The 25,459-nt window shown below is 46.2% G+C and carries 22 protein-coding genes; 18 read left to right on the top strand and 4 right to left on the bottom strand.

Annotated features, from left to right (window positions below):
- Positions 1–501 precede the first annotated feature (501 nt).
- The gene (locus KJS65_RS13510) at positions 502–1,521 is read right to left on the bottom strand and encodes an alpha/beta fold hydrolase (RefSeq protein WP_213650254.1); all 1,020 of its coding nucleotides are present in this window, start codon (positions 1,519–1,521) and stop codon (positions 502–504) included.
- 143 nt (positions 1,522–1,664) lie between these two features.
- On the opposite strand from KJS65_RS13510, the gene KJS65_RS13505 reads away from it, so the two are divergent.
- The 4 genes from KJS65_RS13505 (at position 1,665) to arsC (ending at position 5,005) form a co-directional block, all read left to right on the top strand.
- A complete protein-coding gene (locus tag KJS65_RS13505) occupies positions 1,665–2,564 on the top strand; it encodes a LysR family transcriptional regulator (protein ID WP_213650253.1) in 900 nt (299 codons plus the stop codon).
- A 231-nt stretch (positions 2,565–2,795) separates the two neighbouring features.
- Positions 2,796–3,128, top strand: coding sequence for an ArsR/SmtB family transcription factor (locus KJS65_RS13500; protein ID WP_136604424.1), 333 nt, complete (start codon positions 2,796–2,798; stop codon positions 3,126–3,128).
- On the top strand, positions 3,125–4,576 hold the full coding sequence (locus KJS65_RS13495; RefSeq protein ID WP_213650252.1) for an arsenic transporter: 1,452 nt from the start codon (positions 3,125–3,127) through the stop codon (positions 4,574–4,576). The genes KJS65_RS13500 and KJS65_RS13495 overlap by 4 nt, the downstream gene beginning before the upstream one ends.
- Positions 4,577–4,579: 3 nt before the next feature.
- On the top strand, positions 4,580–5,005 hold the full coding sequence (gene arsC / locus KJS65_RS13490) for an arsenate reductase (thioredoxin) (protein ID WP_211146967.1): 426 nt from the start codon (positions 4,580–4,582) through the stop codon (positions 5,003–5,005).
- 210 nt (positions 5,006–5,215) lie between these two features.
- Here arsC and KJS65_RS13485 read toward each other — a convergent pair whose 3' ends face one another.
- Positions 5,216–5,416: a hypothetical protein gene (locus KJS65_RS13485; RefSeq protein WP_213650251.1), complete on the bottom strand. Its 201-nt coding sequence runs from the start codon at positions 5,414–5,416 to the stop codon at positions 5,216–5,218.
- Positions 5,417–6,227: 811 nt separating this feature from the next.
- Here KJS65_RS13485 and KJS65_RS13480 point away from each other — a divergent pair.
- The 13 genes from KJS65_RS13480 to KJS65_RS13420 all read left to right on the top strand — a co-directional run bounded on the left by KJS65_RS13480 (position 6,228) and on the right by KJS65_RS13420 (position 21,749).
- On the top strand, positions 6,228–7,043 hold the full coding sequence (locus KJS65_RS13480; RefSeq protein ID WP_213650809.1) for a TrmB family transcriptional regulator: 816 nt from the start codon (positions 6,228–6,230) through the stop codon (positions 7,041–7,043).
- 137 nt (positions 7,044–7,180) lie between these two features.
- Positions 7,181–7,855 carry an AzlC family ABC transporter permease gene (locus KJS65_RS13475; protein WP_213650808.1) on the top strand — a complete coding sequence of 225 codons (675 nt, stop codon included), beginning with the start codon at positions 7,181–7,183 and terminating at the stop codon, positions 7,853–7,855.
- Entirely contained in the window at positions 7,846–8,169 is a 324-nt protein-coding gene (locus KJS65_RS13470; protein WP_213650250.1) for an AzlD domain-containing protein, read from the top strand. Before KJS65_RS13475 ends, KJS65_RS13470 begins: the two co-directional genes overlap by 10 nt.
- A gap of 150 nt (positions 8,170–8,319) precedes the next feature.
- Entirely contained in the window at positions 8,320–8,775 is a 456-nt protein-coding gene (locus tag KJS65_RS13465) for a hypothetical protein (protein WP_213650249.1), read from the top strand.
- A 216-nt stretch (positions 8,776–8,991) separates the two neighbouring features.
- Complete coding sequence (locus tag KJS65_RS13460) at positions 8,992–10,548, top strand: response regulator (protein ID WP_213650248.1); 1,557 nt, start codon at positions 8,992–8,994, stop codon at positions 10,546–10,548.
- A 13-nt stretch (positions 10,549–10,561) separates the two neighbouring features.
- Positions 10,562–13,330: a sensor histidine kinase gene (locus KJS65_RS13455; RefSeq protein ID WP_213650247.1), complete on the top strand. Its 2,769-nt coding sequence runs from the start codon at positions 10,562–10,564 to the stop codon at positions 13,328–13,330.
- 189 nt (positions 13,331–13,519) lie between these two features.
- Positions 13,520–14,470 carry an ABC transporter permease gene (locus KJS65_RS13450; RefSeq protein WP_213650246.1) on the top strand — a complete coding sequence of 317 codons (951 nt, stop codon included), beginning with the start codon at positions 13,520–13,522 and terminating at the stop codon, positions 14,468–14,470.
- A gap of 19 nt (positions 14,471–14,489) precedes the next feature.
- Positions 14,490–15,365, top strand: coding sequence for a carbohydrate ABC transporter permease (locus KJS65_RS13445; RefSeq protein WP_213650245.1), 876 nt, complete (start codon positions 14,490–14,492; stop codon positions 15,363–15,365).
- Positions 15,366–15,409: 44 nt separating this feature from the next.
- On the top strand, positions 15,410–17,128 hold the full coding sequence (locus KJS65_RS13440) for a type 2 periplasmic-binding domain-containing protein (RefSeq protein WP_213650244.1): 1,719 nt from the start codon (positions 15,410–15,412) through the stop codon (positions 17,126–17,128).
- Between the two features lie 94 nt (positions 17,129–17,222).
- The gene (locus KJS65_RS13435) at positions 17,223–18,386 is read left to right on the top strand and encodes a sialidase family protein (protein ID WP_213650243.1); all 1,164 of its coding nucleotides are present in this window, start codon (positions 17,223–17,225) and stop codon (positions 18,384–18,386) included.
- Positions 18,361–19,413: a sialidase family protein gene (locus KJS65_RS13430; protein ID WP_213650242.1), complete on the top strand. Its 1,053-nt coding sequence runs from the start codon at positions 18,361–18,363 to the stop codon at positions 19,411–19,413. The genes KJS65_RS13435 and KJS65_RS13430 overlap by 26 nt, the downstream gene beginning before the upstream one ends.
- A gap of 27 nt (positions 19,414–19,440) precedes the next feature.
- A complete protein-coding gene (locus tag KJS65_RS13425; RefSeq protein WP_213650241.1) occupies positions 19,441–20,397 on the top strand; it encodes a dihydrodipicolinate synthase family protein in 957 nt (318 codons plus the stop codon).
- An 11-nt stretch (positions 20,398–20,408) separates the two neighbouring features.
- Positions 20,409–21,749, top strand: coding sequence for a sialidase family protein (locus KJS65_RS13420; RefSeq protein WP_213650240.1), 1,341 nt, complete (start codon positions 20,409–20,411; stop codon positions 21,747–21,749).
- 174 nt (positions 21,750–21,923) lie between these two features.
- Here KJS65_RS13420 and KJS65_RS13415 read toward each other — a convergent pair whose 3' ends face one another.
- On the bottom strand, positions 21,924–22,361 hold the full coding sequence (locus tag KJS65_RS13415; protein ID WP_213650807.1) for a MarR family winged helix-turn-helix transcriptional regulator: 438 nt from the start codon (positions 22,359–22,361) through the stop codon (positions 21,924–21,926).
- A gap of 173 nt (positions 22,362–22,534) precedes the next feature.
- Between KJS65_RS13415 and KJS65_RS13410 the strand changes: the two genes are divergently transcribed.
- Positions 22,535–24,061: an MDR family MFS transporter gene (locus tag KJS65_RS13410; protein WP_213650239.1), complete on the top strand. Its 1,527-nt coding sequence runs from the start codon at positions 22,535–22,537 to the stop codon at positions 24,059–24,061.
- Between the two features lie 153 nt (positions 24,062–24,214).
- On the opposite strand, the gene KJS65_RS13405 is transcribed toward KJS65_RS13410, so the two are convergent.
- Positions 24,215–25,378: an ROK family transcriptional regulator gene (locus tag KJS65_RS13405; protein ID WP_213650238.1), complete on the bottom strand. Its 1,164-nt coding sequence runs from the start codon at positions 25,376–25,378 to the stop codon at positions 24,215–24,217.
- Positions 25,379–25,459 lie beyond the last annotated feature (81 nt).

The following is a 25,459-nucleotide window of genomic DNA, read 5'->3' as shown; positions in this document are numbered from 1 at the left end:
TCAAAGGTTGGCTATCACTTATTTGGTACAAACATAACATTTAATTTATAACTGGGATGGAGAAGAGCATGAGAGTTGGGTACATAACCTAGTCCATCATCATCACTCCTGTGCGTTGTCATAATAAGTGAGAAATCTATATTTATTCATAAGTATGCATTTCTCTATTGGGATTTAGCTTACATGGACTTTAGAGGGGAATCATGATCTTTAACTGACCAGAGAACTGGGCTTACGATTGGGAAAATCAAGAACAAAGAGAATGTTACTACAGTTTTTTTGTTTACTAATCCTAGTTTCATTTAATGTGGATAAAAACTAGAATTTTAGCGTTCGCAGAATTCGTTGAATCAATTACGACCAAAGAAAAAAGAGGTCGAACCAGTAAGTTCTGGTGACCTCAAATACGATCCATTAGGTCGTTAATTCAGGAGAGAGATAACCGGGCTAAAGAACAGGGAATCTTGCTATGCCTGATAGACAGCCAATGCAAGTTACGATCTATTTTTTTGTGCTAAGTGACAACAAGTGTTTTAGATTATCATCAATAAATTGATTATCGGTACTGTTGATTCCACGACCGGCAAAATGACCCCAAAGCGATTGTATTGGGTTAAAGGTAGCATTAGGAATACGCTCCGCTTCATATTCATTATCTTCCGCTGTGCAGAAGAGGTCTGTGCTCCCTGGCATGATGCAGGCAAGAGCCTTTATGCTCTTAAGCGCTTTATCAAAATCTCCGTTATAGGAGGGGTTGTCACTAATATCTGCATGCTGGCCTGTCCATAGCATGGACAGAACATTATGCGGATCCATATTCATAAAGCTATTTTCCCAGACACCAGCTACAAAATCCTCCAATGATTCAAAACCCATCTCATGATAAAGTTCCTCTCTATAAAACGCATGGGATAATCCCCATCCCGCATAGACCCGGCCAACGGGGCGCATATCTGCAGAAGTTAATTGATTTAGTTTACTTGAGTCGAAACCGACTGCAGATAGCAGTGAAGCTTTTACACCTTCCAGCACCACATAGGTGTGAGGCCATGGTTTGGCGATTCCTCCGAAAGGTGCAATTCGTTCGACCATCTCTGGGTAACTTGCACCCCATTGAAATGCTTGAATGCCGCCCATGGACCACCCTACGACGAGAGCAATCTTTTGGATACCGAATTTCTCGGTCAGCAGTTGGTGCTGTAATTGAACATTGTCATAGATGGTTACCTGTGGAAAGTTAGCTCGATCGAATGGATGAGGCGTGTTACTGGGAGAGGAAGAGAGTCCATTGCCGAGCAAATTTGGAACGATAATAAAGTATTTCTCTGGGTCCAGCGCCATCCCGTCGCCAATTAACCATTCATTTTGAACATGCTGATCTCCAAAAGCCGTAGGATAGACAATAACATTATCTTTCTGTTCATTTAATTTTCCATAAGTTTTATAAGCGATAAAAGCGTTTGGTAACGTCACTCCTGATTGTAAAATGACATCACCCAATTTAAAAATTTCATAATCCATCGTATGGTCGCCCCCTTCAAAATGAAAAACCACATGTTCAGTGTGATCTCTTGTGCTTAGTATAAAGCCGTGGTACTCTCAATAAAAGTGAATATAATTCAAGATAGCATTCAATAAAATTGAAAGATAAAGGAGAGCATCGGATGGAATTGCGCCAACTGAATACATTTTGCACGGTTGCAGCAACATTAAATTTCACGAGGGCAGCAGAAGTGCTGAGCTACGTTCCTTCCAACGTCACGATGCAAATTAAAGCATTGGAAGATGAGTTGGGTGTTCGCCTCTTTGATCGGTTGGGCAAGCAACTCGCTCTTACAACTGCGGGCAAACGATTTTTAACGCATGCCCAAGGCGTACTCGAAAAATTGGACGAAGCTCGTAGTGTTGTCCATGACAATGAAAAACTAAGTGGTACCCTAACGATAAGTGCGAATGAGGTTATCTGCTCCTATCGGCTTCCTCCTGTCTTCCAACGGTTTCGTTCGCAACATCCGGGAGTTCGCCTAATCTTTCGCTCAGTTCCTAATCAAGTGCTCAAGCAAACGTTATTTGAGGGAACCACGGATATCGTTTATATGCTAGACGAACCTATTCGCTCAAGCGGACTTGTCGTGGAATCACTTGTAGAAGAAAATTTCCGTTTGTTAGCAGCTCCAGATCACCCACTTGCTAAGCGAAATACGCTGCAGTTGGAAGATTTTCATGAAGAAGTGTTCCTGACCAATGAAAAGGGTTGTCCATATCGAACGATGTTTGACCGGTCATTTGAGAAAGAGGGCATTGATAGCATCACGTATCTAGAGTTTCAAAGTGCTGAAGCCATTAAACAATGTGCGATCTCGGGAATTGGTATCGGTTTTCTTCCTGAAATTGTTGTACAATCCGAAGTTGAACGCGGAGAACTCGTTGTTCTTCCATGGCTAATTCCGGACTTACAGGTTTATACACAGATGTTGTGGCACAAAGACAAGTGGCTTTCACCCATCATGTTATCTTTCATAGAATCAACAAGGGACGTTTTTCGTTTACAGAATGAGAAATAGCTTATGTACAAAATAAAGAACATCCTGTATGACGCCATTGTAATTGGTGGTGGATTATCTATCAATATGATCGGAAAATTATAAGTAATAAAGCCCTGGGTGATAAGCCTAGGGCTATTTTCATGTTTACAACACCCTGATATATTCGTCGTTGATTATATAAGTAATTCATTATATAGTTATATCAGTAAATATTGGACTCAACCATACAAACGCTAGGAGGTGCTACATATGGAACAAAAGATACAGGAAATGGCGGAGGCTTATAAGTTATTAGCTGATAAAACGAGGCTGACAATTGTAGCACTGCTTAAAGAGCAGGAGCTCTGTGTATGCGACATTACCGACATTATTGGTATGTCGCAGCCCAATGCCAGCCAGCATCTGCGAAAACTAAAATCAGCTGGTCTTCTGAATGAAAGGAAAAAAGGTCAGTGGGTATATTATTCGTTAAATCCCGCAGCAGAAGCTTATGTGCAGTGCATTTATGAACACTTGCCATCTATGAAAGACAAAGTAGCTTGTCTTAATAACAACTGCTGCAGTCCTCAGGAGGAAGTATGACAGTTATAGCCGTTTTAATTTTTTTACTTACGCTTACTTTTGTGATTTGGCAGCCGAAAGGGCTCAATATCGGTTGGTCGGCATCCGCAGGAGCTGTTCTTGCACTCATCTTTGGAGTCGTAAGTTTCTCTGATGTAGGTACAGTTACAGGGATTGTATGGAATGCCACGCTTGCTTTTGTTGCCATTATTTTGATTTCACTCATTTTAGATGAAATCGGCTTTTTTGAATGGGCAGCGCTGCATATGGCGAGGCTTGCACGAGGTAAAGGTAAGCTAATGTTCGTGTACGTCGTTCTCCTTGGAGCAGCCGTGGCAGCTTTCTTTGCCAATGATGGCGCCGCGCTTATTTTAACACCAATTGTGCTAGCGATGGTGCGAGCGCTCAAATTCGATCAGAAAATGATTTTGCCCTTTATTATGGCAAGTGGTTTTATAGCGGATACGACATCACTTCCGCTTGTCGTCAGTAACCTTGTTAATATTGTGTCTGCTGATTATTTCGGTATTGGTTTTGTCGAATATGCCAGCCGGATGATCATTCCGAACTTCTTTTCACTATTGGCGAGCCTTTTGGTCTTGTTTATCTTCTTCCGTAAAAGCATTCCAGGTAACTACGACTTAAAACAGCTTAAAAAACCGGCAGAAGCCATCAAAGACAAGAAGCTGTTCCAAATTTCGTGGGTCATCTTAGCTGTTTTACTTGTTGCCTATCTGGTGAGCCAGTTTATAAAAGTTCCGGTTTCTGTGATTGCTGGTGTGGTTGCCATCCTCTTTATCCTGGCGGCACGCAAAAGTCCTGCTATTCATACATGGAAGCTGGTTAAAGGGGCTCCGTGGGCAGTTGTTATCTTCTCCATTGGCATGTATGTCGTTGTGCACGGTCTTCGTAATGTGGGGCTGACCGATGAGCTGGGGAAAGTCATTGAAGCTGTTTCTGAACAGGGGCTGTATGTCTCAACGGTAGGTATGGGCTTTTTAGCCGCTGTATTGTCATCGATTATGAACAATATGCCTACGGTTATGATTGATGCGCTTGCCATTAAAGGAACAGAGACGCAAGGCATAATTCGGGAGTCGCTCGTATATGCCAATGTGATCGGCAGTGACTTGGGACCGAAAATCACGCCGATCGGATCGCTTGCTACCCTGTTGTGGCTACACGTCTTGTCACGTAAGGATATTAAAATTACATGGGGCAGTTATTTTAAAACCGGTATTCTACTCACGGTTCCGACATTGTTTATCACATTAACAAGCTTATATATTTGGCTATACGTTATTGATTCAACAAGCATCAATGTTTGGGTTTTAATTGCTGCTGTAATTATCGTACTTGCTGTAATCGCCCTGCTTGTGAAAGCTCTGGTTAGCTCGAAAATAGACAAGGCAAAGTTTCAAGAAGAGACAGTTAAGATAAGCCAAAAAGAAAATAAAGGAGATCGTTAAATCATGAACAACAAACCACTCGTTTACTTTTTGTGTACCGGAAATTCTTGCAGAAGCCAAATCGCTGATGGATTTTTAAAGGCACTTGGAAGCGATAAGTATGAAGTGAAAAGCGCAGGCCTAGAAGCTCACGGCTTAAATCCACGGGCTGTTCAAACGATGAAAGAAGTGGGAATTGATATTTCGAATCACACTTCGGATGTCATTGATCCTGAAATTTTAAAACAAGCTGATTATATTATCACGCTTTGTGGTCATGCCAACGATAATTGTCCGGTCGTTCGTAACGATAAAGCAGAAAGATGGCACTGGGGCTTTGATGACCCAGCAAAAGCGACGGGTACAGAAGAAGAAATTACAGCTAAGTTTGCAGAAGTTCGTGATTCAATTAAAAATCGAATTGAGCAATTTTTGAAAGAGGGCAAGTAAGATGCAAAAGGAATTATTGCAGCAAATTTACGCAAAATAACATTAAATTATAAGCAAAAACCGGGAATGAAAGTGCTTTCCGGTTTTTTGTTTCTACTTTTTTATATTCAAAACCATCTGCTGCTATCTGTGCAGAGAGTTTTTCTGAACTAGGGGTTGTGCTTTTAACTAAGTCTGAGAAACTTTCAGTTTGATCCATTTGGATATTGGCTATTTCTTTTCTTTGAAGAAATCATACTTGATCACAAAATCAAAGAGAGCCGTAATTGCAATTGCTCCAAGTGGAATCATTAAGTATGCCCATGGCGGATTATTTGGAGCTTCACCAGGGGGGGCTTCAATTAAAAACTCACCAAGGACTAAACAATAAATTATGGCCACTACAATACCTGTTACGTTTCTATTTTTCATAGCTGTTTTCACCCCGGATTCACAGAAATTCAAAATATTGTATTTTCGCCTAAGAATATTATAACACTGCGCACAACAAATAGAAGAATCTTTCTCCCCTTTTTCAACCCTATTTAAAACTCTGTAATATCGATTGCAAGCATAATAGATTTTGTGAACTTTAGAGTAATATCACAGCATTCCTCTTTTGCAGCCTCATAAATCAAAAAACTACCCTCACGCTTCCGGTTATACCTAAGTTCCCGAAAGTCCATTGCAGATGCCACAGTTGCCGAACCGTCTTGACGTCTGTCACATGGCCCGGAAGCTTTCGGTAGTGATTCTATATCGGTTCCAATCCTATTTATAATAATTATAAATAAGTATTGACTTTAAAATGATAAATGTTATCATTTATATATGACCTCATTAAATTTTTCGGTCTACGATCATCAACTCGGCATGAGCCGCATGGATCGAGGCGCGAACGAATGAATGGAAAGGGTGATCAGGGATGACGCTGCATCAAAGTGTATGCCCCGTGTGCCACCAGCCAATTAAAAATTTGAAGCATACGATCATTTGCGGCTGTGGGAGCAAAATCAAAACTAAAATCAAACTCAAAGTTTCCTGACGGGACGACGGATTGGATAGAGCAAGAACGGTGGATGCCGGAAATCTGAAGCACGCGGAAGAAATCGAAGGAGAGCCTGTAAAAAGGCTCTCCTTTATTTTATCTACTCAGAAATCAGATATAAAAGAGTTGAACTATTGACTTAAAATAGAAGTTTACCATATAGTAGGTATAATAATAACTACTATGAGGTTGCCTATGGATGATATCTATAAAGAGCTGCAAAAGCTCGGATTTTCCCAATACGAATGCAAAGCCTACATCGGATTGTTAAAGCACTCGCCGATCACGGGCTATGAAATCAGCAAACGCTCGGGCGTGCCGCGCTCCATGATCTACGAGGTCATCGGCAAACTGCTCGACAAAGGGGCGGTCCATACCGTTCCTTCCGAGCCGGTCACGTACGTGCCCTTGCCGGCGAAGGACTTGATCGGAAGACTTCGCGACAACTTCGAGCAATCCTTCGATTATCTGGAAAAAAAGCTGACCGCGCTGGAAAGCGAGCAGGAGGTCGACGTCATCCGCCGCATCAGCAGCGATGAGCACGTCCTCATGGAAATCAACGAGATGATCGAAAACGCGAAGGAAGAGCTCTGGCTGTCCGTATGGGAGCCCCAGGTCGCTTTTATCCGGGAGCGGATTGATCGACGCGCGGAGGAGGGAATTCCCGTCTTTTCCGTGCTGTTCGGAAAGGCGGAAACGCAGGTGGGGACCACCTACCATCACGATTACATGGCTCCGGAAGTCGCTGAAGAGCGCATGGGCGGTCATCTGACCATCGTGGCGCGGGACAAGGAAGAAGTCTTGATCGCGAACTTCGGGCCGAATCGGGAAGCTTGGGCAGTCAAAACCCAGGACCCGGCACTCGTCCTTGTAGCCATCGAATACATCCGCCATGACATCATGTTTGCCGAGGTAACCAAGGAGCTTGGCCCGGAAAAGGTCGAAGCCCTGTGGAGAAACAAGCCGGATCTTTATCATGTGGTCACGGGAAAGCGGTTCATGCAGACGTGAACCGTTTTTCTTTCTTGTTTTTTATAGTCGTTATTTATCTAACATCTAAATAGACAAAGCGGAGAAGAGGGAAAAGAGTGAGTCAGGAAGAGCTTCAGGTAAAAACATCTGCGACTCCAGGGGAAGTAAGCGGCTTTATGCAGGGGGTGAAGGATTGCATCCCCACCCTGCTCGGGTACTTGAGCATCGGATTTGCAGCGGGTGTATTGGAAAAGACCGCAGGTATGAGCATCATGGAGATCATCCTCCTGAGTGTATTGGTGTATGCAGGCTCTGCACAGTTTATCGCTGCCGGAATGATTGCCACAGGGAGTTCGCTGACGGCGATCGTGATTACGATTTTCTTCGTGAACTTGCGGCATATCCTCCTCAGTGCGGCGCTGTCACCTTATTTTCGGCAGCTTACCCCGTTCAAAAATATGCTGGTAGGCTCGCTTTTGACGGATGAGACCTTTGGCGTTGCCATCCATGAAGCGGCGAAAAGAAAACAGATCCATGAAAAATGGATGCACGGGTTGAATCTGACGGCATATCTGAATTGGATTATCGCCAATATTGCGGGCGCTTATCTGGGGCAATGGATTTCGGACCCGGAAAAGTACGGACTTGATTTTGCCCTGCCTGCCATGTTCATCGGCTTGTTGATCCTGGCGATCGTCAGCCGAAAAAAATTGAAGCTCGATATCATCGTGGCCGTTTGCGCGATCGTCATTGCGGTGGCCGTCGCGATCGTTTATCCGGGAAACGTGGGGGTTATTATCGCTACGGTCGTCGCTTCAACGATAGGGATGGTGATCGATAAATGGAAGTAAGATGGGATGTCTTTTTGATCATTTTCGGATCTGCCTTGGTGACGTTCCTGCCGCGGGTATTGCCTCTGATGGTCTTGAGCCGGATGGAGCTTCCGGAATGGGCCATTCGCTGGCTGGACTATGTTCCTATTTCCGTCATGGCGGCATTGGTCGGGCAGGAGCTATTCGTGCAGGACGGACGCTTTTCCCTGCTAAATAATGTCGAGCTGCTGGCGGCCATACCGACGGTTCTCGTTGCTATGAGAACGAAAAGCTTGCTCGGAACGGTCGTGACGGGGATGGTTTCGATCATGGCTTTGCGCTTCTTCTTGTAGAGGCCGGGGGTAGCGAAAGATAGATTCTATCCAATTGCATGCGAAGAAAAAAAGTAGGAAGAGATTGGGTCCGGCTCTCTATATTTCGTCTATTCGGGTTCCCCGATCCTATCATAGTATGAATCATCTGATAGGAAAGGAGTGAACAGGATGAGCATTCAGTTTATAGATATGAGAATCTCGCTCGACGGCATGCAGGATACGCCGGGAGTAGAGATCACGTCTTCTTCACAGCCCTATGTTTTTGGAGATATCGGTTTGCAAACAGCGAGCGTTTTACCGGCCAACGCCGGCTTGGTGCGTGTCACGTTAAATGCGTACGCACGCTTGCAAATGGGGATTACCGCTGCTCCGACCCTCGTTCCCAATGCCACATTTACGATCTCTCGTAACGGGAATCCGATATTCACCACGACGTATCAGAAAGCGGTGAGCCAAACCGAGATAAGCTACGAAATGGCCGCGATCACGGCGGTGGATTTTCCCACGGCCGCTGAAGTGCTGAGCGGATTGATTCATTACACGATCAGCGTAATAACAAATTATGATGTGACGATCGGGGCGCGGAGTTTCAGCGGAATCGCCGCTGCCGGCAGCAGCTTCTAAGCAATGACAATCTACGTACACAGCGTTCCGCAGGCTGCCCGAGAATACTCGGCAGCTATTTTTTATGATATGAATTCCATTCGATACTGCGTTAATGATATAAATTTAGTAGAAAAACATAGGATATTCATTCTATCAACCTGTTGATATAATTAGCTTTAATTTATTGAATTCAATGGACAGAAGTCTCCAAGGACAAAGGGGCGATAAGACATCATGTATAAAGTGCTGGTAGTGGACGATGAAAAGAACATAAGAGATCGATTAGCGAACACCTTCCCATGGCATGAGGTCGGATTCCGGGTCATCGGTGCAGCCAGCGATGGATTGGAAGCGCTTCAATTCATTAGGGAGGATCCGCCTCATGTGGTGATGACCGATATTATGATGCCGGAAATGGATGGCCTGGAGCTGGCGAAGAAGCTTCAATCCGCATACCCAGAGATCCAAACGATCATTCTCTCGGCCTATGATGATTTCAAATATGCGCAGGAGGCGATCCGGTACGGCATCAAAGGATATCTGCTGAAGCCGCTGGTGAAGGATGAGTTTCTCGGTTTATTGAGCGGATTGGCGATCGAGCTGAAGAAAGATGAGGAACTGGAGAGCGATCGAACGAAAGGGGTCTCCGGTGCTCGTGAGGAATCGGTATGGATTGGGTTGATTAAAGGAGAGCTTACATATCAGAACGAAGCGCCGCGGCTTCGTGATTATATCAGGGTAATCGTGTGTTCCTTTTCGAAGGCTTTTGAAAAGGATCTGGGCTTATCTACCCGGCAGTTCATTCAAGACGCGACGACGGAATATTGGAAGGAAAGCGAGGTTCCCGTCCTGTTTTACGGCAATCGTCTGGTCCTGTTCGCGCACCACGCCAAACCGCTCAGCAAATATGACCTGCAGGCCCAGCTTACGCGGTACTCCGATTTTTTAAGGTCTTCGCTATCGGAAGCCTTCGGCAAAGAATACGGATTTTCCATTGCCGTCGGCAATATGGTGAAGGATCAGGCAGATATTCATACGTCTTTTAATCAAGCGGTGTATGCCAACGCTTATACATTTTCCGGGGATCAACATTCCATCGTTTATTATCAGGATATATCCGCGCCGCGCGAACGCGATGAGTCCAGGCTCCATGAACATGTGAACAGCCTGATGGACCAATTGGCGGAGGCGGTCCTCACCCGTCGTAAGGATGATATCACTCATGGCCTACGAGGCTTCATGGACGCGTTGACGCAGGGGAATCGATTGAGCCTGGACGAGATTCAAATGGCCTTTTCGGAATTTATGCTGTATCTCCTGCTCAAAGCGAGAGAAAAAGGAATCTCTCTGCCCACCTTGGATAAAAAAGCGGCACTCGAACAAATTCACGGCGCAGAATCCTTCGGCGAATTGAAAAGATGGATGGCTCAAACCATCGACGAGATATTGAACGCTCCGGAAGAAGAAAGGGATGGCAACCGTTACGTGCTGTTGGCTAAGGAACATATCCATCACCATTTTTCGGAGAAAGTGACGCTGGAGGATCTGGCGGGGCAGTTATTTATTCATCCGGCGTATTTCAGCTCGATTTTCAAAAAGGAAACCGGTCAAAATTTTATTGATTACGTGAATGAGGTCCGGGTTCAAAAGGCGATGGAGCTGCTGAAAAACCCGGATTATCGGATTAAGGATGTATCGATTCTGGCCGGTTTCCACAATCATTCTTACTTTAATAAGGTGTTTAAAAAAGTGACGGGCATGAAGCCTGCCGTATTCCGTTCGATTCATTGAAGGAGGATGCCATATGCGAATGCTGAATGGATTCGGCAAGATTTCGTTCCGGAATTTTCTGATGCTGTTTTCCCTGGGAGTCATGCTGGTGTTACTGCTGCTTCTAAGCAGCTTTTTGTTTTTTAAAGTCAAGCATTTCATCGATGATAAGAAGCAGTTCATCATCAACACCCGGTTGAATCAGATTTCTTTTGAAATCAGCACAAGCTTCAGCAATGTGTACTATACGTTAAACAACTTGAAGACGAACGGGCAGTTGATCAGCGATGTCCAGAAACTTGGCGACAGCCGCACGGACAATCTGGAGAAATACCGCACTACACTGGATTTGGATAACTTATTGTATAATGTCAGGCAGGAAAATGCATATATCGATTCGGTATTAGTGGTCACGCCGACCAATCAATTCAGCGCGGACGATACCTATTTGGACTTCAGCGTGAATGGGATGCGCGCCTCAAGCAAGCTGGAGAAGAAGCTGAGTCTCGTGCTGCCCGGGGAGGCGGCGGAAAGTCTCGATTTTCCGGATCTGGGCTCCTCCGGGGGCGGGTTATCCAAAGCGGTGAACAGCTTGAACCAAAGGTTGTTTTTTGCCGCTAATATAACGGACGATAACGGCTCCCAACTGGGGGTGATCCTGATCCTGCTAAATTCCGATTACTATAAAAACAACATCTCCTATAATGATAATATTTCACTCATGGACGCCAATCGCTATCTGATTTTTAGCGGGGGAGAGATGGATCCTGTCGTTATGGACGAATTGAAAAATAATATCACCCGGGAAGAAGGAAGCTTTTTTCTCCCGAGTCATGATATTGAAGCGCATTACATCACGATCCCATTCCATCAATTCCGCTTGATCTATGTGGATCGGGTCGGATTTTACCGCGAACAGGTCCTCCTGATGATTCGGCTGCTCGCAGTCATTTTTATGGTGGGCGTTCTGGTCACCTTCGTCTCTTCGCGGATCATTTCCAGCAAAGTGTTGCTTCCCGTGTATAAGCTCATTAAATTATTCAGCATGTACGATATTACGGAGGATCAACATCAGAGGTACAAGGAGCTGCTCGCCAAGAAAAGCCGGTTTAATTTGCGTGACCGTTTTTTGGTGTACTTCATTGTAACGATTTTTTTGCCTTTTATCGTGTATATGGCTATTTTTTATTGGCAATCCTCCAAAATCGTCGCTGATGATTTGAAGGAGACCCATTATTCGTTGTTTGAAAAAACGGCGAGCCAGCTGGAACATAATATTAATCAAATCGAAGTGCTGATGTCCCGGATTTCGCTGGATAGAGCAGTTCAGGCAGACATGCTGGCGAAGGATCCGGACAAGCTGGAGGAAAAACTGCTCGATGAGAACCATCTGCTGGGGTTGAACCAGCAATCGGTACGAATCTATGACCGCTTCGGAACGTTGATGTTTTCAAACCGGTATAAGCAAATCGGGAAAATGGAGGCGACTTTTTATAATCGGATGAAATCCTCAGGCAGATTGATCAGTTATAATCTGACGAAGGATGATCTGGGGAAAACCTCCGTGGTTCTCGGTATGCCCATCATGTCCATGGATAAATTCCCCGAGGTTATAGGGTTCATTACGGTGGAAATGCCCAGCGAAGAGCTATCCAATTTATATGCCGAATTCAAGCAGAATGGCAGTGAAGCCTTTATTGTCGATGCCGATCGCCGGATCGTCTCCCATCCGGTGATCGGCCAAATCGGAAAGTCCATGGATTTATCGATTCCTGAAGGAAATTTACAGCAGGCAGGACCCTTTGGGGGACAATATTTTGTTTCTGCCAAGAAAATCGGCGGGGTTCCTTGGAGGTTTGTTTCCAGCTATAACTATTCGGATGTGAAGACGCAGGTCATCAATCTATTTTTGAGCGATTCGTATCTGATCTTTCTGATTTTTCTGCTCATGCTTGTTTTCGCTTATTTTATGTCGCAAGGAATGCTGAAGCCGCTCAGCCGGCTGAGTCAAGGACTGAATGAATACGAGCTTGGGAAAAGCGATCTGATGATCCTGAAAACGGCGTCCGGAATCGACGAAGTCGATTTATTGGGGCGCAACTTCAACCAGATGATCCGCAGGATGGATGATCTGATGCAAGAGTCGCTGATGGCCAACAAAGAAAGAATCAAGCTCGAATACGAGAAGAAGGAAATTCAAATGATTGCCCTTCAATCGCAAATTAATCCCCATTTCCTGTACAATACCCTGGAAAATCTGACATACCTCGTCGAAATGCATGAAGTCGATAAAGCGGTCGGCATGATCAGTTCGCTAAGCCGGCTGTTCCGTTATATTACGAACAGGGAACAGATTATTCAAATGCGGGATGAAATACAGTACGCCAAAACTTACGTGGGGATTATGTCTTCAAGGTATGATAACTTTCAATGTATTTGGCATACCGACGAGGATGTGCTGGAGTGCGCCACCACGAAGCTTATATTGCAGCCCGTCATTGAAAACGCCATCCATCATGGGGCAAGGATGACGAAACAGCAGGTAACCATTGAAATATCCTGTCAGCGGCAAGGCGATGTGATCCGTGTGGTTGTAAAGGATAACGCGCTCGGCATGAAGGACGAGGATCTGCTGGAGGTCAGGAAGCAGCTGGACAATCCCGAAATCAAAAAGGTCGGCATTTTCAATGTGAACGCGAGGATTAAATTGAACTTTGGAGAGGATTTCGGCTTAAGCATCGACAGCAAGGTTGGGGAAGGCACCGTCGTTACCTTGCTGCTTCCCGCCAATGCGAGCAGATGATCTCAAGATGAGGAGCTAAAATGAAGGCTGCCCCCGCGTCTTTCGGGCAGCCTTCATTTTCGTATGCAGGAAACATCTAAAGATAATGATACAACACCTAAAGATCGTATCACTTTTCGGATGTCCGCTTTTCTATAATAGCGATGAAAGCGTTTCCTATTATTGATGAAAGGAGTGGATGACATCACGATGAGCACCGTGACTCCGCTTGCAGAACGGCCATCCGTCCGCAAAACCAACGAAAACTGGGTTCGGGCCAAGAGAATGAAGGCATTGTATCTGATGATGCTGGTGCCCATGATTTTGCTTTTTATTTTTCACTATGTTCCGATGTACGGCATCATGGTGGCTTTCAAAAAATTTTCTCCGGGTCTTGGCATCTGGAACAGCCCCTGGAATCATTTCGAGCATTTCAAAGGTCTGTTCCATGATTTTCTGTTTACCCGGGCTTTAAGGAATACCCTCATCATTAGTATTTTGAAACTGGCTATATCTTTTCCGGCTCCGATCGTGCTGGCGGTACTGCTGAACGAGATTAAGAACGGGATGTTCAAAAGAGTCGCGCAGTCGATTTCGTATCTGCCCCATTTTATGTCATGGGTTATTCTCGCTTCGATGGTGGGCGAGGTTCTTTCCCCGCAACGAGGCGTGGTGAATTACGTCATCCAGCTGTTCGGCGGACAGCCGATCAATTTTTTGTCGGATACCCATTTCTTTATTCCGGTGTTGGTCCTGACGGATGTCTGGAAGGAGATCGGTTGGGGGGCGATCATTTATCTCGCGGCGATCTCTTCGATCAATACGGATATGTATGAAGCGGCAGACGTGGACGGGGCGGGGCGTTTTAAGAAGATGCTGCATATCACGATCCCATCGCTGATTCCGATGATTGTCATCATGTTTATTCTAAGCCTCGGCAATATACTGAACGCGGGATTTGACCAAATCCTGAATCTGTACAATCCGATGGTTTACGGTGTTGCGGACATCATCGATACGTACGTCTACCGCAGAGGTATCGAGCAATTTCAACTGGACTACGCCACTGCCGTTGGACTGTTCAAAAACGTTGTCGGCGTCATTCTGATCATTGGCGCGAACACGATCATCCGCAGACGCAGCGAGCATGGCATTTGGTAGGAAAGGAGGCAGGAGAAGCATGTCTAAAAAACGGATGACTCTATTTGATGTTTTAAACGTATTTTTGATCGGTTCATTTTCGATTGCCGTCCTGTATCCATTCTGGCAAACCGTCGTGCTTTCGTTCTCCGGACCCAGCAGCGCATCTAGTCTAGGCGTGCATCTGTGGCCGGATCATTGGATGCCGGATGCTTACAAGTTCGTATTTTCTTATCAAGATATCGCTGCCGCTTATCTGAATACGATTTTACGGACCGTGGTCGGTACCGTGATCATCGTCTGTACCACGCTGCTGGTGTCTTACCCGCTGTCGAAGCGGGATCTGCCATACCGGAATTATTTTACGATCTTTTTCTTGATCGCGATGTTTTTCTCCGGTGGAATGATCCCCGACTACTTGTTGATTAAAAACCTGGGGCTGCTCGATAACCGGCTTGCGTTGATTTTGCCGGGGGCGGTCAATGTGTTCTCGATCATTATCATGCGCAACTACATGATGACGATTGACAAAGGCATCGAAGAATCTGCCCTGATTGACGGCGCAGGGTACTTTACGATCCTGGGCAAAATCATGATCCCGTTAGCCAAGCCCGTGATCGCAACGGTGGCCCTTTGGGCTGCGGTAGGACACTGGAATGCGTGGTTTGATGCCATGATCTATATTCGTGACCCTTCCAAGACGGTTCTGCAAATGGTGGTCCGCAGCATGATGGTCGATATGGATTTGTCCCAGACGCAGTTCGGTGGAGGCGGAGGCATGACCAATGCCAATTTGCTTCTCAGCAACGTCCGGGCGGCGACGGTCATGATCTCGATCGGTCCGATCATTCTGATCTATCCGTTTGCGCAGAAATATTTTATCAAAGGCATCATGATTGGTTCGTTAAAAGGCTGAGGATATCATTTTTAACCCGAAAAAATTTAGAGGAGGCCCGTTTCATGAACAAGCGTTTGAAAATGTTATGCCCGGTCCTATTGGCTGGAGCCCTATCCTTTGGCATGGTGGGATGCAGCGGCAGTAATACGTCGGAGTCCGGCACCTCTGCCACGACACAAGGGAAGGCGTCAAGCGAATTGCCAGCGCCGGGGGATTTCTCTAGCCCGCTTGAGTTGAAGCTGTCGGGATCCTTCACAAGAGGAAAAGTCGAGGATGGGAACTGGGTTCAGAAGAAGCTGGAGGAAAAGTACAATATCAAAATCAACAACGTCAAGGTCGATACATGGAACAAGGATCAGGTACAGCTTATGATCGCATCTGGTGATCTGCCGGATACCTTCTCTTTCACCGCAGCCAGCATGACATCGAAGGAGTTTTACGATAACGGGCTGACACGGACCATCCCGAAGGAAATGCTTGAAAAATATGCGCCGCGTTATTCGAAGATGCTGAATGATAATCCACCGGGCTGGGAAGAGAATCTGGCTCCGGGAACAAAGGATCAATACCTGCAGCTTCTGGGATATGAAGGGCATACCAATGCGTTGGTGTGGGCTCCGACATTCCGTCTGGATTGGCTCGAAAAGCTTGGCATCAAACCTCCGGGAGACATCAAGCCCGTCGGAACGTCCGGCGGCAAAGAGCGGATCTTTTTTACGGATAAAGCCTACACGCTGGAAGAAACCGAAAATATCTTGAAAGCATTCACTTTTAACGATCCGGACGGAAACGGTAAAAACGACACGTATGGTCTGCTGCCGTTCAACAACAATCTTTCCTGGGCGAGCACGCTGATGGGATCATACGGGGTAGCGAGCGGATATAACCTCGAGGAAAACGGGAAGCTGACGGCGGCGGAAATATCCGATAGCTACAAGGAGTTTCTCAAGCTCATGGCCAAATGGAATAAGGAAGGCCTCGTCGATCCGGAGTGGACGACGATTGACGTAAACAAGAGCTGGGATAAATATTTGCTGGGCAAAACAGGCTATTATCCCGCGCAGCCTGCTTATGTCGGCATGGATGATTGGACCAAAGGGCGAGCTCCGCAGAATTTGGTCGTGAAGGATGCGAATGTAAAGCTGCTCGTTACCGCGCCCGAGATTGGACCGGATGGCCGCCAAGGGGAAGGCTCCTTTGAGCCGGTGAACTTGCTGGGGGATGCATTTTACGTTTCCAAAAAAGTAACCGATGAGCAGCTTGCCCGCATTTTGCAGGTTTTCGATTACATCAATTTTGACGATGACGCGATCTGGACCTTATATGGGGACATCGATACTCATTCCTATTGGGAAGGCACGCCGGAGAAATCGGCGCTCAAGATCAAACCGGAATATCCGGAAACGGAGGGCAATATGGGTTTCTGGGCGTACAATTTCAGAACCTATGATTCTAAGAGAGCATCGCTCTTGTCGTCGGAGGATACGGTGAAGCTGAAGACCGACTTTTTCGGAAGAGCCGACGTCCTGGAAAAGATGCAGATCAAGCCGTTTAAATACGATCTGTTGAACCAGACGAATTCCTCCGAGTTAAACAACAAATACAGCGGCCAGTTGAACACGATCGTCAGCGAATTCCGCATGAAGGCCATAGCCGGACAGATCGATATCGATAAGGAATGGGACAAATACGTGCAAAGTTATTTGAATAACGGAGGGAAAGAAATACTGGCCGAGCTCGACAAAGCCCCGAAAGTCGCGGACTTGTTGAATCAAAAGTAATAACTTCATCACATATCCCGCAGAGGACTGGCGGCGAATTGCCGCCAGCGCCCCCTTAAGCTGAGTAGAAATGATACAGAGAGGGGAAATCACGTTGGAGCAGTTAGGAAAAATCGTGCTGGATTTACCTCCCGCCAGTGGAAACCCAAGAAACAGCGAAGGAGCTTTTTTGGAGCTGGAAGACGGTCGGTTGCTTTTTGCTTACAGCCGATTTATGGGAGAATCTTATGATGATACTGCGAAGGCCTGCATCGCTGTCTGTTATTCGGCAGACGAAGGGAGTACCTGGTCGGAGCCCCGCGTTATTGCCCGTCCGGAAGACCACGACGCGATGAATATCATGAGCACCTCCCTTTTGCATATGCAAAAGGGCGACATTGGGCTGTTTTACCTGATTCGGTATGGCTGGCATGATCTCCGCCTGCATTTACGGAGATCTTCAGATGCAGGCGACACCTGGAGCGATCCGATCTGCTGTATACCTGGTATGGGTTACTTCGTGACCAACAACGATCGGGTCGTGCGTTTGTCTTCTGGCAGGCTCATCGTTCCCGCAGGTTATCACAAACTGAAGGGGGAAAGCATGACGGACTGGAAATCTTTTGACGGAAGAGCCATCACCTGCTTCTTTCTGTCCGATGATGACGGGCTGACATGGCGGGAATCCAGAAATTTCTGTGCCCTGATTTCCCCGCATTCTCATAGCGGCCTTCAGGAACCGGGTCTGATCGAGCTGCGGAAAGACGTCTTGTGGGCCTGGGCCAGAACCGATATGGGCCGCCAATACGAAATGTTCTCCTTTGACGGGGGAGAGACGTGGAGCGAGGCTGGAGCGTCCGGCTTTACCTCGCCGAATTCGCCGTTATCGATGAAACGCATACCGGGCTGCGATTGTCTGATGGCGGTATGGAATCCGATTCCGAATTACGCGACGAGGCCCCTTGAGAAGCATTCGTGGGGGCGTACCCCGCTCATCGGTGCCATCAGCAAGGATAACGGACGGACTTGGGAGCGGCATTTTGCCCTTGAACGGGAGGAGAACCACGGGGGTTATTGTTACACCGCCATCCACTTCACGGGGGCTTCGGTTCTTCTCGCCTATTGTGCAGGTGAACCTGAAGATGGCATATGCCTCAGCAGGCTGAAGGTTAGAAAAATCCCGTTGGCGTCCATCCTTGTGGAGACGGGGTGTGATTCAAGCGAACAGACTGGGAAAAAGGAGGCTGTTTTACATGTCGATACAGCATTTTACCGTTAGCCGGGATGACGCGATTTATGAGGCGTTTCCCGCGCTTGTCTTAACGGAGAAGGGGAAGCTGATCTGCGTATTTACCGAATGTACGAGTCATACCGACAGATCCTATACCCGCGTCGTATACAAGGAGAGTCTTGATCGCGGAAGGACCTGGGGGGAGAAAATCCCTTTGACTGAGAACACCGCCGGACTCGATTATTATTATGATTGCTGCAGTATTTCGCGGCTGAAGGATAACAGGCTCGTGATAGTTACGAATAAGGTATTCCGCTGCAATGATACGGATCAGGGTTATTTCCATGAATCCGTCAGCGAAATGTATATCGGTACGCCGGAGGGCGATGAATGGGAGGACCCCATTCCTACTCCAGTCCGGGGGCTTGTTCCGGATACCTTATGCGAGCTGCCGTCGGGCAGGTGGTTGTTGTCCGCCCACTGGAAGAGCATATCGCATGGGTATCTGGAACAATTGCTTTGGTACACGGATAACCATGGACAGGATTGGTGCGGACCGGTTACCGTTGCCAGCCAGCAAGGGCTCCATCTGTGCGAAGGATCGATCGTGGCACTGCCGGACCATTCGCTCGTGGCTTTTTTAAGGGAGAACTCGAACCAGGGATATGACGGGTACAAAGTGATTTCCAGGGATCAAGGCGAAACTTGGGAGGGCCCGTACCGCATGCCGCTGCCTGGCTGTCACCGGCCTGTTGCGCGGATGTTGAAGAGCGGAATGCTCATGATGACCCATCGCTTCTATCAGGGAGGTCCGGTCGGTTATGGAAGCAATCAAAATTTGTTTGCCGCCTGGATGGATGCAGAAACCGTTCTGGAAACGGATTATCAAAAACAATGGATCCGCGTTTTGCCGATCGACTATGACCGCTCTCCGCTCGCAGATAACGGATATTCTGGTTGGGTCCAATTTGACGATGGCGAAATCTATATCGTTCAATACATCGCGGACGATGCTCCAAACTGCCAAATCCGCGGATATGCCTTGAACGAAGAAGCATTTCTAATCAGGACATGAAGTAACAAGATCAGAAGGCCTGCGTTCATGCAGAAAGAAGTCCATTACAAAGGAGTGCATTCGGTTTTGGCAATCTATGATCCGGAACAGTTTAAGGGCATCATTGTTGCGATGTATGCTTGTTATGATTCTCTCGGAAATGTGAGTCCGGAAGCAGCGAGGGGACTAGCACGTTATTACGCCAATGCCGGAGTAAAAGGGCTGTATGTCGGAGGAAGCTCCGGGGAGGGCATGCTTCAGTCGCTTGAGGAGCGCAAACTAACGCTGGAAGCGGTCATTGAAGAAGTAGGTGATGAGCTCACGATTATTGCTCACATCGGGGCACCCGCGACTCGAGATAGTGTGGAATTGGCAAAGCATGCAGAGATGGCAGGCGCTCATGCCATTTCTGCAGTACCTTCTATTTATTATCGTTTATCACCCCAAAGTGTTCGGCATCATTGGCAGGCGATTATTGACAGTTGTTCTCTTCCATTTATCATTTATCATATTCCACAAACGACAGGCTTTCATTTGTCCAAAGAACTGTTGATCGAGATGGCTGCTCAAGAAAAGGTCATTGGCGTGAAAATCTCCGCTGAGAGTACGTTCGAATTGCAGCAGTTTAAAGCGGCAGGTGGTGAAGACTTTCTCGTTTTTAACGGACCGGACGAGCAATATTTGGCGGGACGGAGCATTGGAGCTGATGGAGGAATTGGAGGAACCTACGGTATTATGCCAGAGCTGTTCCTGAAAATAGAAAGCTGTTTCGTCGAAGGCCGTATGGCCGAGGCGAGGGAGTGGCAGTTCAAAGTGAATGAAATCATTATCGAACTGCTGACAATGCCTTCACTCTATGGAGGATGTAAAGCGATACTGAGATTACGAGGTCTGGATTGCGGAGAGGCCAGGTTGCCGCTATTGCCTGTCCCGAATTCGGAAATGAACCGGATTGTTCAACTGAATGATAAAATTTTGCAATTAGTTGAACTTACTCACGTATAGGGGGAATTAAAATGAACATCAAGAACGATTCATTCACTAAAATGGAGCCTGTCACGGTATTTGCGCCAGGGATGTTTGGTTCGGCTGCATATCGTATTCCATCGCTATTAACAACACGAAAAGGGACCATCATTGCGGGTATCGATGTAAGGTGGGCCGGAACCCAAGATAATCCAAATCACATCTCGCTCGCTATTCGGCGCAGTACCGATGAAGGGGAAACCTGGCGTGATATTCAACTGCTTGTCGAATATCCGGGCGAAGGGGCAGACGGAGCGGCAGCGATCGATTCGGCACTCCTGGAAGATCGGGTAACGGGAACGCTCTGGATGCTTTATTCTCATACGCCGGGCGGGATAGGCTTATGGGCGTCACAGCAGTCTCTCGGTTTTAACGAGGATGGGCTCCGTCTCTTGTACGACGAATCAGGCCAAGAATATATTCTGAATGTGAACGGGGAAGTTACGGATAAGACAGGTGCTAACACAAATTATGCCGTGAAGGATAATGGCGATGTGTTGTTTAACGGGGAATACAGCGGAAACATCTACTTGAAGGAGGATATACAACCCCGGAGCTTGCTTGAGGCAAGAACATCCTTTTTACAAGTGATTAAAAGTGAGGATGATGGAATAACATGGTCGAAACCCATTGAACTGAATGCACAGGTGAAAAAATCATGGATGAAATTTATCGGAGCCGGACCGGGAAGAGGACTCCAACTTACAGCGGATAGACATCGCGGACGGCTTGTATTCCCCGTTTATTTTACGAATCAGGATACGTTTATGTCTTATTCGATCATCTACAGTGATGACCATGGGCAAACTTGGCAGATGGGGGAATCCCCAAATGACGGGAGAATGTGGGAGGGAGAGATGCTGTCGGCAGAAAGAATGAAATCTTCCTCCGCACAATTGACAGAGTCTCAAGTCGTTGAAATGGATAACGGGGACTTAAAGATTTTCATGCGGAATCATGCGGCAACGAAGAGAACAGCTGTTGCCGTAAGCAAGGATGGAGGACAATCATGGGGGGAGGTCTCTTTTGCTTCCGAATTGATCGATCCCATCTGTCAGGCGACGGTGATTAATTATCCGGATCTTGGAGACGGAAAACAGCGTCTGATCTGGGCTAATCCTGCAGATCCGGATAACAGAATCCTTGGAACGGTAAGGCTGAGTGAAGATGGCGGTCACACATGGACATATTCAAGAACTGTGAATGCTGGCCCTTATTGCTACTCTTGTTTGACCGTTTTACCAAGCGGTGAACTCGGATTGTTATATGAGGGAGACGAGTTCCATATTTATTTCATAAAGTTTAGCATCGACTGGATCAAAGGGATGTAATCGTTTGCATTAGCAACAAGCGAAGAAGCGCAGCCATAGGGCTGCGCTTCTTTGTTTGTTGACGAATCGAATTTTCTTCAAGACAGATGCTGGCTTCAATGATCAATTATATATAGAAGCAATCGAAGCCATTCGACTCTACATAACCACTCATTTAAGTTGTCAGCATAGGGTTTATGAAGAAGTTTTGCCGCGCGTCTTGGAGCTTAGATATTCAATTTGTTCTTCGAGGACGGAGCTTGCTTTTCCTAAAAACTCGGTAATGAGCGTTAGCTCTTCGGGTGTATAGGAGGAGACCAGGTTAATCATCGCAGTGTGAAGCGGAAGGTACGTATTGCTGATTTCTTCCTTTGATTCATACTCAGGGACAATAATCACCCGGCGTCGGTCACTCGGGTCATTTTCCCTGCGGACATAGCCTACTTTTTCAAGACGGTCAATTAATGCGGTAACGCTGCCCGTAGCAAGGCCGGTTAATTTTGAGAGCTCCCCAGCGGTAATCGGTCCGGTTTCGTTCAGAATATCCACAGATTTCAAATCATTATTGTACATGCCAAGTGAAGCAGCTACATTTTGCTGATATAATATCGTACGTGTTCCTAATCCACGCATGAGTGAGACGAAACGTTCTTTCGGATCTGTAGTTTGGTCTTGTTGTTCGCTTGACAAACGACAAACCTCCTTTTAAAATATCAATATCTTGAATATCGAGATATTTGATAGACATGTAAATTAATTAATTTCATTCTATCGAAATCATTAATAATTTGTAAAGGGGTTCACTGATGGAGGCTGCAAAAAGTAATATAAAGCTGGTAGTGGCAGGCTTATTGCTTGCCATTTTTATGTCAGCCATTGACAATACCATTGTTGCGACAGCAATGGGTACGATTGTATCCCAGCTTGGAGGAATGGATAAATTTGTCTGGGTCACGTCCGCATATATGGTCACGACGATGGCCGGTATGCCGATCTTCGGCAAACTGTCCGATATGTACGGCAGAAAGAGATTTTTTATTTTTGGTTTAACCGTCTTCCTGATCGGCTCGGCGCTATGCGGTTTTGCGCAATCCATTGAGCAGCTCAGTATGTACCGGGCGATTCAGGGGATTGGCGGCGGTGCATTGCTGCCGATTGCATTCACTATTATTTTTGATATCTTCCCGCCGCAGAAACGCGGTAAAATGACCGGCCTTCTTGGCGCCGTATTCGGTGCAGCAAGCGTGGTTGGTCCTCTGCTCGGCGCATATATCACGGACTACGTTGGCTGGGAATGGGTGTTTTATATTAACGTTCCGATCGGGATCGTTTCTTTTGCGCTCATTATGAAGAATTATAAGGAATCGCCGGTCCATACGAAACAGAAGATCGACTGGTGGGGTGCATCGACCCTCGTCATCGCTGTGATCAGCCTGATGTTCGCGTTGGAGCTTGGCGGCAAGCAATACGACTGGAATTCGTCGCTGATTATTTCATTGTTTGTCAGCTTTGCGGTCTTCTTTATCGTGTTCTTCTTCGTAGAACTGCGGGCCAAGGAACCCATCCTCCCGTTCTTCTTGTTTAAGCGCCGTTTGTTTGCATCATCACAAATCTTAGCCTTCTTGTATGGAGGTACCTTTATTATTTTGACCGTATACATTCCTATTTTTGTTCAGGCGGTATATGGGGGCTCGGCAACCAATGCCGGACTTATCCTGACACCGATGATGCTAGGATCCGTTGCGGGCAGCGCCATTGGCGGTATTTTCGTAGCGAAGACAAGCTATCGTAATCTGATGATTATTTCGGTTATTGCCTATATCGCAGGCATGTTCATGCTCAGCACATTGACCCCGGATTCAGCACGGATTCTCCTTACGCTGTTTATGATTATCGTAGGTTTTGGTATGGGCTTCTCGTTCTCGCTGCTGCCGACGGCTTCCCAGCATAATCTGGAGCCTCGCTTCCGTGGTACGGCCAATTCGACCAACCAATTCCTCCGTTCGCTGGGAATGACGATGGGGATTACGATTTTTGGCACGATTCAAAATAATGTGTTTGCCAATAAACTGGCTGAAGGCTTCAAAGGGATGGGCGGCAATGCGGATTCTGCAATGTCCAATATTGGCGATACCAGACAGATCTTTGAACCAAGCGTGCGTGCAAAAATTCCGGCAGCGATTCTTGAAAAAATCGTTAATGCGATGTCCAGCTCGATTACACATGTGTTCCTCATCGCAGTCATTCCGATCGCCATCGCTATCATTTTCGTGATCATGATGGGGAATTCCCGGGTTGCCATGACTCAAAAAGAAAATAGCCCAGACGCTTAATCCAAGCATTCCATATCAAACAAATCGCAGCGTATGCCGATAATCAATCGGTGTGCGCTGTTTGTTTTTTGGTACCACAAGCGATGATTTGCGGGATTTACGGTAATAAAAAATGACTTCCCTTAAACAGGAAGCCATTATGAACACAGTAGATTAATCCTTATAGGGTAAATTGAGAATCGGAACATCTAAAAAATGGCTTATCGCCAGTGCGCATGCACCTAAGACACAAGATTTTTTTCCAATAGTGGATAGGGTGAGTTCACGGTAATGGCTGATTTGAGAATGCAGATTTTGATGGATTTTATTTAAGGAATCCGGATAGATTCGCAGCAGCTCGCTATCAATGACAACGACATCAGGATTATATATATTAATCATGTTATTTAAACCGATCGAAAGGTAATAAATAAATTGCTCCATGATTTCATATACATCTGAGTCGTCTTCATTCATCCATTGTTGAATTTGCTCATATCTAATATTAATCATGCTTTTGGTTTCGGACAGATATTCAAAAACGCTGGTTTCAGAAGCGTATTTTTCCCAGCAGCCTTTATTGCCGCAAGTGCAGGGTTTGCCTCCAGGTACGATAATCATATGGCCGATTTCACCAGCGAACCCGTCATATCCGCGAAAAAACTTGTTGTTCATCATCATTCCAAGTCCTATGCCGGAATACAGCGTTGTGCATAACAGATTATCTGTTTCATGGTGAATAAATACTCTCTCTGCAAAAGAGCTGAGATTAGCATTGTTCTCCAAATGAATTTCGACGCCGACTGCTTTTTCCAGATCACTTTTCAGATTGACGTTTTTCCAATGGAAACGGGGCACATATTGAATAAATTCATCATTAGAGACCAGACCATGAATGGCAACAACAATCCCTACAATTCCATAACGGCTATCCGAGAATTCTTGTTGGTATTTTGTAATATTTAGTATGAGAAGCTCAAGAATTTCTGCGTAGTTGTTCGTATGAATACGGATGATTTCCGAAGATACCGGACTTCCCAATAGATTGGAGAGTGTAAAAGAAACTTGTCCAAAATCAAGGTCAATACCGAGAGCATACCCTGCATGACCGTTCAGAGAGAGCATGATCGGCTTTCTTCCCACAGAATTATGCTCAAGCTGCGTCTCAACGACAAGTTCTTCTTCCAGTAAATCAGCCACCTGTGCCGAAATGGTAGCTCTCGTTAAGGCTGTAATCTTGGAAAGATCCGCCCTTGATATCATTTCTTCTCTTAAAATCTCACGGATGATTAAAGAGCGATTGATTTTTTTTATATATGAGGCATCACCAGTAATCATCTAAATCCTCCAATGTAAACGAATATAAAATCACGGTTCATTATATCATTTTATCACTAGAATGAACGGCTATACGGTTAT

Source organism: Paenibacillus sp. J23TS9 (assembly GCF_018403225.1).
In the GTDB taxonomy this organism is placed as follows: Bacteria; Bacillota; Bacilli; order Paenibacillales; family Paenibacillaceae; genus Paenibacillus_AQ.
Note: the sequence above shows the minus strand (reverse complement) of the source record. Positions and strands in the feature narration are given on the sequence as shown.

Excerpts from the sequence above, each read along its gene's own strand:
- KJS65_RS13440 (WP_213650244.1), top strand. The coding sequence starts at position 15,410 with ATGAACAAGCGTTTGAAAATGTTATGCCCGGTCCTATTGGCTGGAGCC.
- KJS65_RS13495 (WP_213650252.1), top strand. The coding sequence starts at position 3,125 with ATGACAGTTATAGCCGTTTTAATTTTTTTACTTACGCTTACTTTTGTG.
- KJS65_RS13430 (WP_213650242.1), top strand. The coding sequence starts at position 18,361 with ATGTCGATACAGCATTTTACCGTTAGCCGGGATGACGCGATTTATGAG.
- KJS65_RS13510 (WP_213650254.1), bottom strand. The coding sequence starts at position 1,521 with ATGGATTATGAAATTTTTAAATTGGGTGATGTCATTTTACAATCAGGA.
- KJS65_RS13450 (WP_213650246.1), top strand. The coding sequence starts at position 13,520 with ATGAGCACCGTGACTCCGCTTGCAGAACGGCCATCCGTCCGCAAAACC.
- KJS65_RS13445 (WP_213650245.1), top strand. The coding sequence starts at position 14,490 with ATGTCTAAAAAACGGATGACTCTATTTGATGTTTTAAACGTATTTTTG.
- KJS65_RS13465 (WP_213650249.1), top strand. The coding sequence starts at position 8,320 with ATGAGCATTCAGTTTATAGATATGAGAATCTCGCTCGACGGCATGCAG.
- arsC (WP_211146967.1), top strand. The coding sequence starts at position 4,580 with ATGAACAACAAACCACTCGTTTACTTTTTGTGTACCGGAAATTCTTGC.
- KJS65_RS13420 (WP_213650240.1), top strand. The coding sequence starts at position 20,409 with ATGAACATCAAGAACGATTCATTCACTAAAATGGAGCCTGTCACGGTA.
- KJS65_RS13505 (WP_213650253.1), top strand. The coding sequence starts at position 1,665 with ATGGAATTGCGCCAACTGAATACATTTTGCACGGTTGCAGCAACATTA.
- KJS65_RS13460 (WP_213650248.1), top strand. The coding sequence starts at position 8,992 with ATGTATAAAGTGCTGGTAGTGGACGATGAAAAGAACATAAGAGATCGA.
- KJS65_RS13405 (WP_213650238.1), bottom strand. The coding sequence starts at position 25,378 with ATGATTACTGGTGATGCCTCATATATAAAAAAAATCAATCGCTCTTTA.
- KJS65_RS13480 (WP_213650809.1), top strand. The coding sequence starts at position 6,228 with ATGGATGATATCTATAAAGAGCTGCAAAAGCTCGGATTTTCCCAATAC.
- KJS65_RS13410 (WP_213650239.1), top strand. The coding sequence starts at position 22,535 with ATGGAGGCTGCAAAAAGTAATATAAAGCTGGTAGTGGCAGGCTTATTG.
- KJS65_RS13475 (WP_213650808.1), top strand. The coding sequence starts at position 7,181 with ATGCAGGGGGTGAAGGATTGCATCCCCACCCTGCTCGGGTACTTGAGC.
- KJS65_RS13455 (WP_213650247.1), top strand. The coding sequence starts at position 10,562 with ATGCGAATGCTGAATGGATTCGGCAAGATTTCGTTCCGGAATTTTCTG.
- KJS65_RS13415 (WP_213650807.1), bottom strand. The coding sequence starts at position 22,361 with ATGCGTGGATTAGGAACACGTACGATATTATATCAGCAAAATGTAGCT.
- KJS65_RS13470 (WP_213650250.1), top strand. The coding sequence starts at position 7,846 with ATGGAAGTAAGATGGGATGTCTTTTTGATCATTTTCGGATCTGCCTTG.
- KJS65_RS13485 (WP_213650251.1), bottom strand. The coding sequence starts at position 5,416 with ATGAAAAATAGAAACGTAACAGGTATTGTAGTGGCCATAATTTATTGT.
- KJS65_RS13500 (WP_136604424.1), top strand. The coding sequence starts at position 2,796 with ATGGAACAAAAGATACAGGAAATGGCGGAGGCTTATAAGTTATTAGCT.
- KJS65_RS13425 (WP_213650241.1), top strand. The coding sequence starts at position 19,441 with ATGCAGAAAGAAGTCCATTACAAAGGAGTGCATTCGGTTTTGGCAATC.